Source organism: Winogradskyella marina, assembly GCF_015645385.1.
GTDB classification, from domain to species: Bacteria; Bacteroidota; Bacteroidia; order Flavobacteriales; family Flavobacteriaceae; genus Winogradskyella; species Winogradskyella marina.
Genome location: NZ_JADOET010000001.1, coordinates 181,598 through 198,524 on the forward strand (window position 1 = coordinate 181,598; position 16,927 = coordinate 198,524).

General features: G+C 34.0%; 19 protein-coding genes. 12 read left to right on the forward strand and 7 right to left on the reverse strand.

What is annotated here, in order from left to right; translation table 11 throughout:
• Positions 1-35: 35 nt before the first annotated feature.
• The 11 genes from ITJ86_RS00865 to ITJ86_RS00915 all read left to right on the forward strand — a co-directional run bounded on the left by ITJ86_RS00865 (position 36) and on the right by ITJ86_RS00915 (position 8,851).
• On the forward strand, positions 36-1,436 hold the full coding sequence (locus tag ITJ86_RS00865) for an FAD-dependent oxidoreductase (protein WP_195869712.1): 1,401 nt from the start codon (positions 36-38) through the stop codon (positions 1,434-1,436).
• 247 nt (positions 1,437-1,683) lie between these two features.
• Positions 1,684-2,103 (forward strand): RidA family protein, encoded by a 420-nt coding sequence (locus tag ITJ86_RS00870; RefSeq protein WP_195869713.1) that lies wholly within the window; start codon positions 1,684-1,686, stop codon positions 2,101-2,103.
• 132 nt (positions 2,104-2,235) lie between these two features.
• Complete coding sequence (locus tag ITJ86_RS00875; RefSeq protein ID WP_195869714.1) at positions 2,236-3,678, forward strand: aldehyde dehydrogenase; 1,443 nt, start codon at positions 2,236-2,238, stop codon at positions 3,676-3,678.
• Positions 3,679-3,746: 68 nt separating this feature from the next.
• Positions 3,747-4,064, forward strand: a complete 318-nt coding sequence (locus ITJ86_RS00880; RefSeq protein WP_195869715.1) for a GIY-YIG nuclease family protein — start codon at positions 3,747-3,749, stop codon at positions 4,062-4,064.
• Positions 4,065-4,103: 39 nt separating this feature from the next.
• Positions 4,104-4,886, forward strand: a complete 783-nt coding sequence (locus ITJ86_RS00885) for an SDR family oxidoreductase (protein ID WP_195869716.1) — start codon at positions 4,104-4,106, stop codon at positions 4,884-4,886.
• A gap of 28 nt (positions 4,887-4,914) precedes the next feature.
• Complete coding sequence (locus ITJ86_RS00890) at positions 4,915-5,451, forward strand: 3-hydroxyanthranilate 3,4-dioxygenase (protein ID WP_195869717.1); 537 nt, start codon at positions 4,915-4,917, stop codon at positions 5,449-5,451.
• A 101-nt stretch (positions 5,452-5,552) separates the two neighbouring features.
• Entirely contained in the window at positions 5,553-6,638 is a 1,086-nt protein-coding gene (locus ITJ86_RS00895) for an amidohydrolase family protein (protein ID WP_195869718.1), read from the forward strand.
• A gap of 36 nt (positions 6,639-6,674) precedes the next feature.
• A complete protein-coding gene (locus tag ITJ86_RS00900; protein ID WP_195869719.1) occupies positions 6,675-7,316 on the forward strand; it encodes an O-methyltransferase in 642 nt (213 codons plus the stop codon).
• A 10-nt stretch (positions 7,317-7,326) separates the two neighbouring features.
• Positions 7,327-8,106 carry a HipA family kinase gene (locus ITJ86_RS00905; protein WP_195869720.1) on the forward strand — a complete coding sequence of 260 codons (780 nt, stop codon included), beginning with the start codon at positions 7,327-7,329 and terminating at the stop codon, positions 8,104-8,106.
• Positions 8,096-8,497, forward strand: a complete 402-nt coding sequence (locus ITJ86_RS00910; RefSeq protein ID WP_195869721.1) for a DUF3037 domain-containing protein — start codon at positions 8,096-8,098, stop codon at positions 8,495-8,497. The genes ITJ86_RS00905 and ITJ86_RS00910 overlap by 11 nt, the downstream gene beginning before the upstream one ends.
• Before the next feature lie 165 nt (positions 8,498-8,662).
• Positions 8,663-8,851 (forward strand): hypothetical protein, encoded by a 189-nt coding sequence (locus ITJ86_RS00915; protein ID WP_195869722.1) that lies wholly within the window; start codon positions 8,663-8,665, stop codon positions 8,849-8,851.
• A gap of 120 nt (positions 8,852-8,971) precedes the next feature.
• On the opposite strand, the gene ITJ86_RS00920 is transcribed toward ITJ86_RS00915, so the two are convergent.
• The 6 genes from ITJ86_RS00920 to ITJ86_RS00945 all read right to left on the reverse strand — a co-directional run bounded on the left by ITJ86_RS00920 (position 8,972) and on the right by ITJ86_RS00945 (position 15,491).
• A complete protein-coding gene (locus tag ITJ86_RS00920; protein WP_195869723.1) occupies positions 8,972-10,471 on the reverse strand; it encodes a S8 family peptidase in 1,500 nt (499 codons plus the stop codon).
• Positions 10,472-10,587: 116 nt separating this feature from the next.
• A complete protein-coding gene (locus tag ITJ86_RS00925; RefSeq protein ID WP_195869724.1) occupies positions 10,588-10,878 on the reverse strand; it encodes a Sec-independent protein translocase subunit TatA/TatB in 291 nt (96 codons plus the stop codon).
• A gap of 103 nt (positions 10,879-10,981) precedes the next feature.
• Positions 10,982-13,279 (reverse strand): M1 family metallopeptidase, encoded by a 2,298-nt coding sequence (locus ITJ86_RS00930; protein ID WP_195869725.1) that lies wholly within the window; start codon positions 13,277-13,279, stop codon positions 10,982-10,984.
• 61 nt (positions 13,280-13,340) lie between these two features.
• Entirely contained in the window at positions 13,341-13,847 is a 507-nt protein-coding gene (locus ITJ86_RS00935) for a DUF6702 family protein (protein ID WP_195869726.1), read from the reverse strand.
• 47 nt (positions 13,848-13,894) lie between these two features.
• A complete protein-coding gene (locus ITJ86_RS00940) occupies positions 13,895-14,686 on the reverse strand; it encodes a peptidase associated/transthyretin-like domain-containing protein (protein ID WP_195869727.1) in 792 nt (263 codons plus the stop codon).
• Positions 14,673-15,491, reverse strand: a complete 819-nt coding sequence (locus ITJ86_RS00945) for a peptidase associated/transthyretin-like domain-containing protein (RefSeq protein WP_195869728.1) — start codon at positions 15,489-15,491, stop codon at positions 14,673-14,675. Before ITJ86_RS00945 ends, ITJ86_RS00940 begins: the two co-directional genes overlap by 14 nt.
• A 229-nt stretch (positions 15,492-15,720) precedes the next feature.
• Here ITJ86_RS00945 and pepE point away from each other — a divergent pair, with 229 nt between their 5' ends.
• Entirely contained in the window at positions 15,721-16,428 is a 708-nt protein-coding gene (pepE, locus tag ITJ86_RS00950; protein ID WP_195869729.1) for a dipeptidase PepE, read from the forward strand.
• A gap of 1 nt (position 16,429) precedes the next feature.
• Here pepE and ITJ86_RS00955 read toward each other — a convergent pair whose 3' ends face one another.
• Positions 16,430-16,855 carry a GNAT family N-acetyltransferase gene (locus ITJ86_RS00955; protein ID WP_195869730.1) on the reverse strand — a complete coding sequence of 142 codons (426 nt, stop codon included), beginning with the start codon at positions 16,853-16,855 and terminating at the stop codon, positions 16,430-16,432.
• Positions 16,856-16,927 lie beyond the last annotated feature (72 nt).

Below are 16,927 nucleotides of genomic sequence, written 5' to 3' on the forward strand. Positions count from 1 at the left end.
TTAGGTCTCGACTGCGCTCGACCAGACAAATGAATATGAGTAACAAACAACAAAACATACTAATCATAGGAGCAGGACTTTGCGGAAGCCTTTTAGCACTGCGACTAGGACAAAGAGGCTACAACGTAACCGTTTACGAAATGCGTCCAGATCTAAGAACCACAGACATATCAGCTGGTCGATCTATAAATTTAGCCTTTTCAGATCGCGGCAACAAAGCCATGAAACTCGTTGGCATAGAAGACAAAGTAAAGGCACTCTGCATTCCAATGAAGGGTAGGATGTTGCATGACAAAGAAGGTAACACCATTCTGTCTAATTACAGCGGAAGAGATTACGAATACATCAATTCTATATCGAGAGGCGAGCTCAACAGTTTACTATTAAACGAAGCTGAAAAACACGACAATGTTACCATTCATTTCAACAAAAAATGTCAATCCGTTGATTTTGAAAAAACCACAGCTCTATTCAAAGATTACAACACAAAAGCTGAATTTGTAGAAGATGCAGACGTCATTATCGCAACTGATGGAGCAGGTTCAGCGTTACGAAAGAGTTATTATTTAGGTCAAAAATTCCTATTCAGTTTTTCACAAGATTATTTAAGTCATGGTTATAAGGAATTGTCCTTTTTACCCACTGAAACTGGCGATTACAAAACCTACAAGAATGCTTTGCATATTTGGCCAAGAAGTAGTTTTATGTTGATTGCCTTACCAAATTTAGATGGTAGTTTTACAGTCACTTTATTTTTAAGTTATGATGAAGGAGAATACAATTTCAATAATTTAACCACACCTGAAGTGGTAACTGAATTTTTCCAAAAAGAATTCCCAGATGCTTTAGCAATTATGCCCAATTTAGTGGATGACTTTTTCGCTAACCCAACCGCTGCCTTAGGAACCGTAAAGTGTTCGCCATGGCATTACAAAGGAAACACCTTATTAATGGGAGATTCTGCACACGCCATTGTACCGTTTTATGGTCAAGGTATGAATGCCTCTTTTGAAGATGTTGTAGAATTTGATAAGGTTCTTGACCAAAATCTGGACAGTTGGGAAGAAACATTTAAAGCCTATGAGAAAAACAGGAAAAAAGATACAGATGCTATTGCCGATTTAGCAATTGATAATTTCCATGAAATGAAAGGTCATGTGGCGAATCCGATTTTTCAAGAAAAACGAAAAATTGAAATGGCTTTAGAAAAAGAATTCCCAGATAACTATTCCTCAAAATATAGTTTAGTTACCTTTAATGAAAACATAGGCTACAGACATGCCATGTTAAAGGGTAGAGCACAAGACAAAGCTATTTTAAACATGCTGACCGATAAAATAATCTCATCCGAAGATGATTTAAAAGAGATTTTAGAAAAAGTAATCAGAGAAACTGAGGCGATTTTAGAAGATGATAGGATTGCGGGATTACATTAGAGATGAGAGATGAGAGATGAGAGATGAGAAAAATTAAATAAAATGGGATAAAAACTACATTTAACAAAAATTAATGTCCCAAGTTTCGACGCAGTCGGAAATAACGATTTTCAGAAATAATGAGCGAAGCGAAACTTCAAGGCATACAGCTACGAAAGCGAAAGGTGCTTTAGCAATTTCCTAATAAATCGTTTTGAATTTTTGGTTCGTTTTGTTTCAAGACAAAATGAACAAAAAAAATAAATTTATGAGTAACGAAAACAATAACGGAACAGGAGTAACACCAAGAGGAGCATATCCACACGTAAAACAAGTCGGCGATTTTATTTTCGTTTCAGGAACAAGTTCTCGACGACCAGATAACACAATTGCAGGTGTAGATATTATTGATGAGATGGGAACAAAACGTTTAAACGCATATACCCAAACGCAAGAAGTCTTAAAAAACATAGAAAAGAATTTAGCCAAAGTTGGAGCTACCTTAAAAGATGTCGTTGATGTCACCTCTTTTTTAGTGAACATGAATGACTTTGCAGATTACAACAAAGCTTACGCAGAATTCTTTGAAAAAGAAACAGGTCCAACCCGAACAACCGTTGCTGTGCATCAATTACCGCATCCAGATTTGGTTGTTGAGATAAAGGTTGTGGCTTATAAAGCAAAATAAAGAATCACCATTGTCATTCCGACAAAGCGCAGCGACGAGGAATCACATCATGAGATTTGGCTACACCAAACTTAGATTTCTCAATCGTTCCTCATTTCGAAATGACAAAACAAGATAAATAATCGTGAATTCATGATAACTATCAAAAACTACATAAACGGAAACTTCCATAACCCAATTCAAGACAATTGGATAGATAACTACAACCCATCAGACGGAGAAATCTACGGACAAATTCCAAACTCATCAAAAGAAGATGTTGAAAATGCATACAATGCTGGAAAAACTGCATTTCCAACATGGAGCAAAACAACGCTCGAAGAACGTAGTAGGATTCTAATTAAAATTTCAGAATTACTAGAAGCTAATTTAGACCGTTTTGCAAAAACCGAAAGTAAAGACAACGGCAAACCTATTTCATTAGCAAAAGCTGTTGATATTCCTAGAGCCGCAAGTAACTTCCGTTTTTTCGGAAATGCGATTACCCAATTTGCAAGTGAAAGTCACGAGTCTATTGGACAACAAGCCATTAATTATACCTTACGTCAACCCATTGGTGTTGTTGGCTGTATCAGTCCTTGGAATCTTCCACTCTATTTATTTACATGGAAAATTGCACCAGCTATTGCTGCAGGAAATTGTGTGGTAGCCAAACCGAGTGAAGTCACGCCAATGACGGCTTATTTACTTGGCGAAATTTGTAACGAAGCTGGATTACCAAAAGGTGTTTTAAATATTGTTCATGGATTAGGAACCACCACAGGACAAGCTATTATTGAACATCAAGATATTAAAGCCATAAGTTTTACAGGCGGTACTGCCACAGGAGCACACATTGCCAAAGTCGCTGCGCCACTATTTAAAAAATTATCATTAGAATTAGGTGGAAAAAACCCAAACATAATTTTCGCCGATTGCGATTATGATGATATGTTAACTACAACGGTTCGTTCATCGTTTGCCAATCAAGGACAGATTTGTTTATGTGGAAGTCGAATTTTTGTGGAAGCTTCTATTTATGAAAAATTCAAAAAAGACTTTGTTCAAAAAGTACAAGCTTTAAAAGTTGGTCATCCATCTGAAGCTGATACTAATATTGGAGCTTTAGTTTCAAAACCACATCTTGAAAAAGTAAAAAATTATATCAACATTGCAAAAGCAGAAAATGGAATTGTACTTTGTGGAGGCAATGATGTTACTGTTGCAGGATTTGAAAACGGTTATTATTTAGAACCAACGGTTATCGAAGTAGAGTCTGACGACTGTAGAGTCAACCAAGAAGAAATTTTTGGACCTGTGGTTACGATTATGCCGTTCAACACAGAAGACGAGGTTTTAGAAATGGCAAACAAAGTGAAATACGGTTTATCAGCTACCTTATGGACCAACAATTTAAAACGCACCATGAAGTTAAGCAACCAATTACAAGCAGGCATTATTTGGGTAAATACGTGGATGATGCGCGATTTACGAACCCCTTTTGGAGGTGTAAAAGCGTCAGGTGTTGGTAGAGAAGGTGGATTTGAAGCCTTACGATTTTTTACGGAGGCTAAGAATGTTTGTATAAAATACTGACAGATAAATAGTTGAATATTGTCTGGTCGAGCGCAGTCGAGACCTATTTATGAAATTCAAATTTTATTATGAAACTCTATTATGTTTATATACTTCAGTGTTCAGACAATTTAACTTATACAGGTGTTACAAATAATATTTCTAGACGATTTGAAGAGCATCAAAAAGGTCTAAACAAAAATTGTTTCACTTTTAAAAGAAGACCTTTAAAACTAATATTTCACCAAGAATTTAACGATATTGAACAAGCAATATACTTTGAAAAGAAGATAAAAAAGTGGAGTGCAAAAAAGAAATATGCCTTAGCCAATGGAGAATTTGATTTGTTACAAATTTTATCAGAATGTAGAAATGCAACACATTCAAATTATAATCCTGAAAACTAAGTAGGTCTCGACTGCGCTCGACCAGACAAAACAAATATTATGAATCTAGAACTAAACAACAAATACGCACTAGTTTGTGGTAGCACAGCAGGCATAGGAAAAGCAACTGCAATGGCATTAGCTGCCGAAGGTGTACAAATCACACTAATTGCAAGAAACGAAGACAAGCTAAAAGCGACACTTTCAGAATTACCTCAGCAACGACCACATGATTATATTGTGGCTGATTTTTCGAATCCAATGGAATTGAAGTCAAAGGTTTCAGACTATATTTCTAAACATCATGGTTTTCACATCTTAGTGAATAATACAGGTGGTCCAAAAGGTGGTCCTATTTTTTCAGCTGAAGTTGAAGAATTTGAATCAGCTTTTACACAACATTTAAAATGTAATCATGTATTAGCACAAACGGTTGTTCCTTTTATGAAGGAAGAAGGTTATGGACGACTTGTGAATGTGATTTCAACGTCTGTAAAGCAACCTTTAGATGGTCTTGGTGTGAGTAACACCATTAGAGGAGCCGTTGCCAATTGGAGTAAAACTTTGGCTAATGAGCTTGGTCAATTTGGTATTACAGTAAACAATGTTTTACCTGGAGCTACAGGAACAGACCGACTGTCTGAAATCATAAAAAACAAATCGGCTAAATCAGGTAAAACAGAGGAAGAATCTGCGGATGCTATGAAAAGTACTGTTCCTGCAAAACGCTTTGCGAAGCCAGAAGAATTAGCAGACGCTATAACCTTTTTGGCAAGTGAGCGCGCTGCTTATATTAATGGTATTAATTTGCCTGTTGATGGTGGACGGACAAAATCTTTGTAACTTTATGACAAAAAGCAATAATATAACCATGAGCAAAATATATCCTCCCATAAATTTTAAAGCCTGGATCGAAGACAATCGTCATTTACTAAAACCACCTGTTGGTAATAAAGTGGTATGGAAAGATGGTGATTTTATTGTAATGGTCGTCGGTGGCCCAAACAATAGAAAAGATTATCACTATAACGAAACACCAGAGTTTTTTCATCAAATTGAAGGTGATATGGTACTTAAAATCATAGACAATGGTGAACCTAAAGATATTCAAATTAAAGAAGGTGAAATTTTTCTATTACCTCCAAAAGTGCCGCATTCACCACAGCGTGGAGCTAATACTGTCGGCTTAGTTATTGAATACCCTAGAGACAAAGGTGTACAAGATGCGTTACTTTGGTTTTGTGAAAATTGTACCACAAAACTTTACGAAGAAGACTTTACAGTAGAAAACATTGAAACTGATATGCCTGTAATATTCGATAAATATTATGGAGATAAAGCCAAACGAGAATGTCCTAATTGTGGCACTGTAATGGAGCCACCTAAGAAGGTGCAATTGGAAGAATAATACAATTCTGAATTAATAAGAAGACACTTTATCTTTGTAAATAAGTTAAATGAATAAAAATTCTGAGATGCTTTGACTGCGCTCAGCTTGACATATAAAATATGACAAAACGTAAATTAAGAATCAACGGTCACTCACACCTTCTTCCCTATCCTGAAGAAATCCCTCAGTTTATGCAAGATAAAGGTATTTTTTGGGTAGATAAAGACCGAAAATTTATGCTTCAAAAGGATTGGAATCGTCCTATTACAGATTCTAGTTTTTTCTTAGATGAAAAGTTAGAATGGATGGAACGCAACAAGCTAGACCATGCTGTTGTTCTAAATTTATCTCAACTTTATGGCAATGGTTTAAGGGTTGAAGAAATGAAGCAAGCCTTGCGCTTTCAGAATGATTTTAATGCCAAAGTGCAACATAATCATCCGAGTAAATTTACCTGTGGTTTTGTAGTTCATCCAGGATTTGTAAGAAGTGCTTGTTGGGAAATTGAGCGTTGCGTAGAAGTTTTAGGCATGCAATTATTGTGTTTACCAACGCATTACATGGATTCTATAGGTACTTGGCGTTGCATTTTTGATGAAGAAAATGAACCCATTTTTGAGATGGCCAACAAATATAATTTGGCTGTAGAAATCCATCCTTATGATGGCGAGAAGTTTATAAAATTAGAAAACACGTCTTGGCGTTTTCACTTAATTTGGATGTTAGCACAATGTGGAGATGCGTATCACTTTTTAACTTTAAATGGTTACCAAGATAAATATCCAAATATGAGAACTTGTTTTGCTCATGGTGGACAATTGGCACAAATTAATTTAGGAAGACGCATCCAAGGCTTTGATGGACGACCAGATTTATTTGAAGGTAAGAGTCACCCAAGAAAAGCCGTTGGTCATAAAAATATATTCTTTGATACCTTAGTACATGATACTGGTGGCTTAGAGCTCTTAATTAGAAACCAAGGCTCTAAACAAGTCTTAATGGGATTAGATGATCCTTATCCATTAGGTGAAATGGAAAGTGAAAAGCAGTCCTCATATCCTGGAAAAATTTTAGATTTAGCGATAGATAGAAAAATTATAACTGAAACAGAAAGTGATGCTATTTGGGAAGATAATGTTATACAATGGTTATGTGGAGATGATGACGCTGCTAAAAAGAAATTAGTAGATAGAATTTTATCTTAACGCTTTCTTTAGTCTTATACTTTTAATTTATACGCTATGCATTTCTTACCCGAAAACTTAGATAAATATGTAGTTGATCATTCTGAACAAGAACCCAAACTACTACAACAACTCACAAGAGAAACCTACCAGAAAGTGTTACAACCTATTATGCTTAGTGGTCCATATCAAGGTCGTATTTTGAGTATGATTTCTAAGCTAATTAGACCAAAAACCATTTTAGAATTAGGCACATTTACGGGTTACGCTACATTATGTTTAGCTGAAGGGCTTCAAGAAAACGGAACGCTTCACACCATAGATATTAATGAAGAATTGGTTGATTTTCAGAGAAACTATTTTGATAAATCTGACTATGGACATCAGATAATTCAGCACACAGGCAGTGCACTAGATATTATTCCACAATTAGACGAAACTTTTGATTTAATATTCATTGACGCTGATAAACCTAACTATTCAAATTATTATCATTTAATAATAGATAAACTAAATACAGGTGGTGTTATTCTTTCTGATAATGTTTTATGGCATGGAAAAGTTGTAGAACCTTTAGATAAGAAAGATAAATCGACCAAAGCTGTTTTAGATTACAATACGCTTCTTAAAAATGATGAGCGTATTGAAACCGTTCTTCTTCCGATAAGAGATGGCTTAACAATAAGTCGAAAAATATAACCGCGCAGTTATGAGTAAAATTGACATAAGAACAGTAGATGTTATTAAATACATCACACCTCTAAGAGAAGGTGGTTCTTTACCTGCCATTGTAGAAGCGAGTGATGGTTTTCTTTATGTCTTAAAATTCAGAGGCGCTGGCCAAGGGACAAAAGCACTCATTGCAGAATTTATAGGAGGTGAATTGGCACGAGCCATTGGATTAAAAGTTCCTGAATTAGTCTTTTTGAATTTAGATGACTCCTTTAGTAAAACCGAACCTGATGAAGAAATCCAAGATTTATTGAAATTTAGTGTGGGTTTAAATTTGGGCTTACATTACTTAAGTGGCTCTATAACTTTTGATCCTTTAGTGTCTGTCGCAGATGCCTTAACATCTTCCAAAATCGTATTGTTAGATAGTATTATTAGTAATATAGACCGAACCGTAAAAAACACCAATTTGTTAAATTGGAATAACGAATTATGGATTATAGATAATGGCGCCAGTTTCTATTTTCATCATAATTGGAATACATGGAAAAATCACCTTACAAGAACGTTTCCACTTATTAAAGACCATGTCCTTTTAGAACGTGCATCGTTATTAAATGAAGCATCTCAAGGGGTTCAAAACGCATTAGATCAAGAAACAATTAAAGATATTATTTACAAAATACCTGAAGATTGGCTGATAAATGAATCTGATTCCTTTACGCCAGATGACATGAGAAAGGCTTATATTGAATATCTAAATTCTAGACTCTCAAATATTGAAACCTTAGTAAAAGAAGCTGAAGATGCAAGATAAAGTGACTTTTGAATATGCGATTATTAGGCTTGTACCTAAAGTAGAACGTGAAGAGTTTTTTAACGTTGGTGTGATTTTATTTTCAAAACGAAAAAAATTCTTGGGAGTTAAATTTAAAGTCGATCAACAAAAATTGAATGCATTTTCATGTGAATTAGATTTAGAGACTATTAACAACTACTTAAAATCTTGGGTTTTAATTTCTAAAGGCGATACTTCGGCTGGAAAAATTGGCCAGTTTGAAATCTCAGACCGCTTTAGATGGTTAGCCGCTTCGCGAAGTACTGTAATACAAAGTTCCAAAACCCATTCTGGTTTAACCGATAATCCAAAAAAAGAATTGGACAGTATATTTCAAAAACAGGTTTTGTGCGAAGATGCTAATAATTAACACTAACCTTAACCATTGGATTTCGCTTTGTCAATATAAGACAACGAAGATTTTTTCACTAACTCAATGATTACGTTTGAAAAACGATTCATCCTTCAACACTACTTTAAAAATAGAATACAAATAAATGCTATTGAAAGGAGTATTTTAGAAAATTGTCATTCATTGGAAATAGAACCGACTGTATTAATTGGCTATTTATTAAGTGACAAGACACCTTTAAATATTTTTAGACTAAGAATAGGATCTGTTTTTAAAAGTGATCTTGATTTAGCTCAATGTTGTAAAGCATTAATTACCGAAAAAGACATCGCCAATGCAGAAGCCATAATATTCCATTATGAATATGAATAAAAAGAACTTATAGAACAACCTATTGTAAATTACTACCTTAACATATTTAAATCTTCGGTATCCTAACAAAAAACCTCTTCAAATTGAAGAGGTTTTTTGTTTAAATAAATTTAACAACTATTACTGTACAGCTTCTAAAGCATCAATATTTCCATAACCGAAGCTGCTATTTTTGTTAGGATAAAACTCAGAAGACTGCTTTAATCTATTCAATACTTGTGTTCTACTCCAACTAGGATATTTAGACCATATTAAAGCGGCTATACCTGCTGTAGTTGCTGTTGCTACTGAAGATCCGCCTGTGTAGCGACGCTGTCCATCATAAAAGCCCAATACTGGTGGAGCTTTACTTGTGTTATTATCTCCTTCCATGATAATTGTAAAATCTATTTTACTTCCGCTATGACACGTATCACAACGCTCATAATTACTTCCATCATTAACACCAGTGACTGCTACAGTTTCACTCATCGTAGCTGGAAAAATAACACCATAACCATTGGTGAAACTTGTAGAAGTTCCTCCTGCGGCAAAAATTAATTTACCTTTACTGTAAGCGTATCTCACAGCATCTTTAACATTACCAATAGACCACACATATCCTATTGACATAGAAATTATTTTTACATCACTTCTATTACCTAAATCTTTCAAGGCTTGAGAAACACCTTTTCGCTCATGATAATCATTTAAAAGTACATCTTCCGTAGCTCTATAAGCCACTAAATTGGAATTATAAGCTACACCTACTGGCATTCCGTTATCATTTCTAGGTGCTGCCATAGTAGAACCCATTGCTGTTCCATGACCACATTTATCATGTGGACCGTCGTAATTACTAGACCACCACCAATTGGAATCTATAAAGGTGCCATATTTTTGAACAAATCGTCCTGATGAATAGCCATCATTAATCCCTACTGAATTTAATAGTGCTTGTGACTTTGAAACACCAGTATCAATTAATCCAATGGTAACACCAGAACCTGTTGAAATATTCCATGCATCACGAATGTTATGCTCATCAAAATGCCATGATACTTGAGCATTATTAGGTGCAATGGTAGAATAGTGTGCTGAATTAATTGAATCTCCACTTGTATCACAGCCAGAACTCGATTTTTGTTGCACATCAGTATATTGATTATAGCCGTTTGGCTCTAAATACCTAACATACTCACTTTCTCTTAAAGCAATAATCGTTTCGAGCTTTGTAACTTCTGCATCAAACACGGTTAGAATATCATCTTCCTTCAGTTTAAAATCTTCTTTAGCAACTTGTTCTTCATTAAGAATCGTAGCGATTAAACTGTTTTTTTTACTTTCAAGATCAGTATCTCCTTCTTCACTAAAACTCTGACCTTCTTCTCCATAACCAACAGTAAGTACATTTTGGCCATGAGTTAATGCGCTCCATAAAAAATGAGCATCTTCTTTATTCCAATCAAAATCACCTGTGGTTCTAATGCTTTCGCTAATACGTTGGTTTATTTGCTCAACGGTTAAAGGGTCTTTTGAGAATTGAACTGCTTCAGTTTCAGATTCAATAATAGCATCTTTAGAACAAGACGCTATGGTAATTGCCATTACAAGCACTACCAATGTGTACATTTTTTTCATATAATAAAATTTAGAGATTTAATTATTTCTCTAAATATATTAAATAAACCACACTAATTGATAGGTTAAATTGCACTAATAACAAAAATCAGAATACTATTTTATGAAAAATACAATTATTTGTTTCGTTTTAAGGAACCTGTAAAGTCTTCAAGATCATCCTTAATTTTATCGATCTCTTCCTTCACATTCTTTGTAACATCCTTATCTATGATGTTATTCTCCTTTGCACTTTTAGTCACTTCTTGCTTAATATCATTAGACGCATCTCTTATTTGACGCATACCTTTACCCAAGCCTCGTGCTATCTCCGGAAGTTTATCTGCACCAAATACTAATACCACTATTAATAGTATTACCATTATTTCGGCACCTCCAATGAATAATATTGTTTGTTGATGTATCACGTTGCAAATATAGAATGAGTTTGTGAATTAACCCACTTGAAATTAAAAATAAAAAAAAAGCCAACCTAAAAAAGGTTGACTTAAATTTAAATCTCTTGTATTATTAATCTCTTACCTGATTTTTAAACTTATCAAAATCGCTTTCTCCTACTTCTCTAGGCCAAGAATTATTAGTAGTATCAACATCTGCAGTTTCTAAATCTGGATCTACTTGGATAGCTACAATTTCTTTGTCGCTAGCAATAGCTTTCTGTACTTCCTTATCATTCAGTCTCCATATTTGAGCAGGATAAGTTTCTCTAGTTGTAGTGCCATCAGCATAAGTAAATTCTACAATTAATGGCATAACTAATCCACCAGGTTTATCGAATGTAATTTGATAAAAGTACTTTGGAGCCGTTTTCATAGTCTTCTGCTCTTCTGGTGTAAAATTATCCATTACGTATTCTTTTACTGTCGGTAAATCGTTAATAGATGTGTTTGCTTTCATCGCATCATCAAAACCTTCTGCTCCTTCTTCAATAAAATATACTAAACTATTAGGATCTCTATTGTAGCGTTCTGCTAGTCTTTTCCCATTATCATTAGGCGTTGTAGTTACTGCAAATTTCTTAACTTCTTTTATACCAATATCAGTATAATCTGTTGTATAAAACCAACCTCTCCAAAACCAATCTAAATCAAATGCAGAGGCATCTTCCATGGTACGGAAAAAATCTTCTGGTGTTGGGTGTTTAAACTTCCATCGGTTAGCATACTCTTTAAAGGCATAATCAAAAAGTTCACGTCCCATTACCGTTTCTCTTAAAATATTTAATGCAGTAGCTGGTTTACCATAGGCATTATTTCCAAATTGGTAGGTATTTAAACCTTTAGTCATAATTGGTGCAATATAGTCTTGATTACCTCCCATATATCTCACAATATTTTTAGCAGGTCCACGTCTAGAAGGATAAGTTTTATCGCCTGGTGACAATGCTTCCGGATACCATTCCGCAAAGTCTTGCTCTGCCACGTATTGGGTAAATGTGTTTAAACCTTCGTCCATCCATGTCCATTGACGCTCATCACTATTAACAATCATAGGGAACCAGTTATGACCTACTTCATGAATAATTACACTAATCATTCCGTATTTTGTTCTGTCTGAATAGTTACCTTCCTCATCTGGACGTCCAAAATTAAAAGAGATCATAGGATACTCCATTCCCATTGGTGCATGTACCGAAATTGATTTGTGATAAGGATAATCAAAAGTCATACGAGAAAATGATTTAAAAGTACTGGCAACCGTTTTAGTAGACCATTTACCCCAAAGTGGGTTTCCTTCTTTAGAATACAAAGACACTGCCATAACCTCCTTAGTTTCTAATTTAACAGCCATCATATCCCATAAGAATTTACGTGAGGTTGCGAAACCAAAATCACGAACCATTTGTGCAGAAAGCTTCCAAGTCTTTTTGTCTTTACTTTTAGATTTTTCAGTTTTTTCTGCTTCTTCCTGTGTTACAATCATCACAGGTTCATCATAAGATTTTTTAGCTTTTTTGTAACGCTTCATCATCTCTTTAGTAAATACTTCTTCACGATTTACTAAATGACCTGTTCCATCTAAAATATGATCTGCTGGCACTGTAATATTCACATCAAAATCACCGAATGGTAACGCAAACTCATCACGTCCCCAAAATTGAGAATTCTGCCATCCTTCGACATCATTATAAACTGCCATACGTGGATAAAACTGAGCAATAACATAAATTCGGTTATCGTTTTCTTCAAAATACTCGTATCCTGAGCGACCTCCTTCAGTAACGTGATTATTAATATTGTAATTCCATTTTATGTTGAAAGAAAACTTATCTCCTGTTTTCATTACTTTAGGTAACTCAACACGCATCATTGTTCTGTTAATCATGTGTGGTAAATCTTTACCATTAACATCTTTTACGTGCTCAATATTAAAACCTCTATCAAGTGGTGCTTTTAAATAAGAACTTACAGCTCTTGAAGATGTTGTTGCTGGTTGAATTCCAGAACCACTAATCAGAGGTGTCTTAGAATCTTCTGCACGCATATTCTGATCTAATTGCACCCATAAATACTTTAATTCGTCTGGAGAATTATTGGTATATGTAATAATTTCATCTCCATATAACTTTGCATTTTCGTCATCAATTTCAATATCCATTTTATAATCTGCTTGCTGCTGATAATAACCTGGCCCAGGCGCTCCAGAACCTGTTCTATATACGTTTGGAGTAGAAAACTCATCGTATAGTTGTTTGAATTTGTTTTCATTGGTGTGCCCTTGCTGACGTTCTGTTTTTACATCATCCTGAGCATAAGCACTATACGACGCAAACAACAAAGCGCATAAAAAGAATTTAAAAATTTTCATAAAAGTTTTTGTTATTATAATGGTGACTAAAATATGAATTTAAGATGGCTTTAACAGTTTTTTAATTTAAATTTAACACGCAAGAATCATTCTCTGGAACTAGTAAAAAGCTCTTATTTCTATCTTGAATTTTTAACCGCACTATATTTTGTTGGTCCAAAAATACATCGAATAAGATTTGATTAGTTAGAGCAATAGATTCAATATTAGAAACGTTTTCTATTTCTAAATAACAATATGTAATATCGTCTTTATATTCTTTTCCTATAAATTTGAAATTTAAAGCCTCACCATTTACAGTAATTTTTAATTTATCAGACAAATACCGATTCATATAGGTATCTACCATTTCTGCTTCATCTTTAATGGCGAGCGTTATTTGTTCATCGTATCGCTTACGCAATAAAGTTTCAAAATCATCGATAAATATTTGACTTATTATTTGAAGAGATTGTTGCTCTTTTACGTATTCTATTTCTGTTACACTAACATAATACTCGTGAGTATCGCTATTAGAAATTAAAAATGGAAGACATAAAAAAACGATTAGGATAGGTACTAACTTCATGTTGAATTTTAAAGGTGAATTATAGATTTACAAAACGCACTCCAAAGTTAATCTATAGTTTTTGATTTTCTATTTTCTTGATAAACTTTAAGCTTTGCTTGCAAAAATTCTAATAGTGCAATATCGTTATTTTGTTGACATAGTTTTAAAAATTCGTCGTCTTCTTGACAAAACAAAAAATACTCTGTCCGTAGGTTTTCTGCTAAAGAATCGTTTTCAAAAATATAGGATTCGAAATTGTTTTTTAAATGTTGAATGCAAGCACTTCTACTGTCTAATTCAACAGTAGCTTTTAGCTTTTTTGTTCTACCACTAATTCTATTGAGTAATTTATGAACATTGACACCTAATCCGGTATAAATTGGACCTCCTGATTCTGCATCATGTAATTTTCGTTCGTTTTGAGTGAGTGGTTTTCCTTTATATCCAGGAATTCCTAAGTCGTAAAAATTAATTTCGGGTTTTGCATCAGAATTTTCAATATCAGATTCTAAGCTTCCTGTTAAAATCTTACCAACAATGACTTCATTTAACTCACTAACATTCTCAATTAACTGAACAAATACTGCTTCAGCATCGACCATGGATTTTGAAATAATAACGTCTTGGGTTTGATATTTAACTCCCGAAATAACTAAAGTATCTTGTGCCTTAGCCGGAATTACGAAACTACCGTCTTCATTAGAAATCGTATATTTTGCTGCTGTTTTATTTTGAATATGAAGTCCTTCTACCTCATCATTAGCAATTAATTTTCCATTTAACTCACTTCGCTGTGCGTTTGCATAAAACACGCATAATAAGGCTGTGACAACACAAAGAATTTTACTCTTTTTCACGAGTTCCTTTTAAAAATGCTTTACTTAACTGAGAAATACGCTCTAAAAGTTGCATCTCATTATTGTCCTCAAACAAGCTTGCTTCTACTCCTTTTTGCTCAACGTAATCAATAAATGCATCGACTTTATCTAATGGAATTTCAAAATTATTATGAATATAATTAACACTGTAAGTATCTAGTGCTTTCTTAAAGGGTGTTTTTTCTAATTGTAAGGCTCTGTTATTTTTAGCGCTTTCTTTATCTGTATTAACCACTTGTTTAATTAAAAACCCTGCCACATTCACTAAGTCAATCATATGCTCCATTCCAGGATTATACTCCTTAAAAGCCAAATTATCGGTTTCGGTTTTGTAATCTGTAGAAAACTCAAAATCTTCAATATTATCTAATCCAAAATAGACATCATCTAAACTTACGTTGTAGGTTCTTACATTTTCTAAATCTGCTGCTAAGTTTCCAGTGAGGTCAAATGGCAGTAAAACAACTTTATCTAACTTGTTAACTTCTTCTACAAGGATAACCGTTAATCGTTTAGACGCTAATACCTTTTCTGAAATGGTAACATTAAAATCTTTAAACTGAAGTGCGCCAAACTCTACCACATCATTTAGTGCAACTTTGATTTCAAAATTACCTTCCTTATCTGTATAAGTTCCTTTATTAGATGATGAGTTAAAAACAGCGACACCTTCTTTGTCATCAGAAGCCACCACAATTCTTCCGTTTACGGTTATTCTATCAACATCTTGACTAAAGGCGGTTAACGTTGATATGGCGAATAATAAAAGTAATACTTTTTTCATGTGGTTGTATTTAGGATGTTGACTTATCACATGCTGTTCGTTATTTAATAGGCTCTAAATTGAAAATAATTTAAACATGCTGTTTGAGAATTTAAATTCTTGTACTAAATTTCGGATTTATTCTTCAGTTCTCATAGGAAAATACTGGTAAATGTTTGTTAAATGAGAAAATAGTACTTTAAAGAAAGATTATCTTACTTTGTAAAATATACAATTAAAACATTAAATTTTGAAATCAATTATTATTGCAAGTACCTCTACGATACATGGTAGTGGTTATTTAGAGTATTTATTGGATGAACTCGCTGTTCATTTTAAATCTGCTAAAGAAATTTTATTTATTCCCTATGCTAGACCAGGTGGTATTTCGCATGACGACTATACAAATACTGCAGCAAAAGCATTTGCTAAAATTGGCAAAACAATAAAAGGTATACACGAATGTAGTAGTCCTGAAGATGCTATAGAAAACGCTCAAGGCATTTTTGTTGGTGGTGGCAACACCTTTGTTTTAGTGTCTCAACTGTATAAAAACAACGTACTGTTACCTATAAAAACGGCAGTTACTAATGGCACGCCTTATTTAGGGACAAGTGCAGGTAGCAACATCTGTGGCTTAACTATGAATACCACTAACGATATGCCAATTATGTATCCTCCAAGTTTTAAAACTTTAGGACTGGTGCCATTTAATATTAATCCGCATTACCTAGATCCAATAGAAGGCAGTACGCATATGGGCGAAACCAGAGAAACACGGATTAAGGAATTTCATGCATACAATAATCAACCCGTAATTGGTTTGCGTGAAGGCAGTTGGATTACAGTTACTGGAAACAAACGTACTTTAAAAGGAACTTTGCAAGCTCGAATTTTTGAATACAATAAAGCTCCGTATGAAATTGAAACGAATTCTGATTTGGAATTTTTAAAATAAACTATAGCTTTTTTAAAAAGTGATAGCCTAAAATTTTAAAGCCCTCATTAAAATAAAATTTATGGGACGGATGATTTTGAACATAGGTATTTAATTCTACTGAACTACAACCATGCTCCTTAGCATAATTGTATATCCAAGCCATAAACTGTTTTCCTAAACCGTTCCCTCTGTGTTCTGGTAATAGGTATACATGATCTAACTCTATGGATTTCCCAATATAATGTCGTGTAGAAAACCATAATCCAGAAATACCAACCAGCTCATTAGCTTTAAATACACCTGCACACTTATAGTTTTGCTGCTTCATATCATCAAAACGCGACTTTAGTAATTCTTTATCTACTTTCTCTTCGTTTAATTCATAAACTAAAGGGATAATTTGATCGAGATTACTATTAGGAATTATTTTAAATTCGTATGTCATATTGAATAATTAAATTATAAAAGTAGTTCATTTACACAAACAAAAAAGCGCCCTTAGGACGCTTTTTTCAAC

Excerpts from the sequence above, each read along its gene's own strand:
- ITJ86_RS00945 (WP_195869728.1), bottom strand. The coding sequence starts at position 15,491 with ATGAAAAAAGTATTACTTTTATTATTCGCCATATCAACGTTAACCGCC.
- ITJ86_RS00880 (WP_195869715.1), top strand. The coding sequence starts at position 3,747 with ATGAAACTCTATTATGTTTATATACTTCAGTGTTCAGACAATTTAACT.
- ITJ86_RS00935 (WP_195869726.1), bottom strand. The coding sequence starts at position 13,847 with ATGAAGTTAGTACCTATCCTAATCGTTTTTTTATGTCTTCCATTTTTA.
- ITJ86_RS00890 (WP_195869717.1), top strand. The coding sequence starts at position 4,915 with ATGAGCAAAATATATCCTCCCATAAATTTTAAAGCCTGGATCGAAGAC.
- ITJ86_RS00875 (WP_195869714.1), top strand. The coding sequence starts at position 2,236 with ATGATAACTATCAAAAACTACATAAACGGAAACTTCCATAACCCAATT.
- ITJ86_RS00905 (WP_195869720.1), top strand. The coding sequence starts at position 7,327 with ATGAGTAAAATTGACATAAGAACAGTAGATGTTATTAAATACATCACA.
- ITJ86_RS00870 (WP_195869713.1), top strand. The coding sequence starts at position 1,684 with ATGAGTAACGAAAACAATAACGGAACAGGAGTAACACCAAGAGGAGCA.
- ITJ86_RS00900 (WP_195869719.1), top strand. The coding sequence starts at position 6,675 with ATGCATTTCTTACCCGAAAACTTAGATAAATATGTAGTTGATCATTCT.
- ITJ86_RS00885 (WP_195869716.1), top strand. The coding sequence starts at position 4,104 with ATGAATCTAGAACTAAACAACAAATACGCACTAGTTTGTGGTAGCACA.
- ITJ86_RS00955 (WP_195869730.1), bottom strand. The coding sequence starts at position 16,855 with ATGACATACGAATTTAAAATAATTCCTAATAGTAATCTCGATCAAATT.
- ITJ86_RS00910 (WP_195869721.1), top strand. The coding sequence starts at position 8,096 with ATGCAAGATAAAGTGACTTTTGAATATGCGATTATTAGGCTTGTACCT.
- ITJ86_RS00930 (WP_195869725.1), bottom strand. The coding sequence starts at position 13,279 with ATGAAAATTTTTAAATTCTTTTTATGCGCTTTGTTGTTTGCGTCGTAT.
- ITJ86_RS00920 (WP_195869723.1), bottom strand. The coding sequence starts at position 10,471 with ATGAAAAAAATGTACACATTGGTAGTGCTTGTAATGGCAATTACCATA.
- ITJ86_RS00895 (WP_195869718.1), top strand. The coding sequence starts at position 5,553 with ATGACAAAACGTAAATTAAGAATCAACGGTCACTCACACCTTCTTCCC.
- ITJ86_RS00865 (WP_195869712.1), top strand. The coding sequence starts at position 36 with ATGAGTAACAAACAACAAAACATACTAATCATAGGAGCAGGACTTTGC.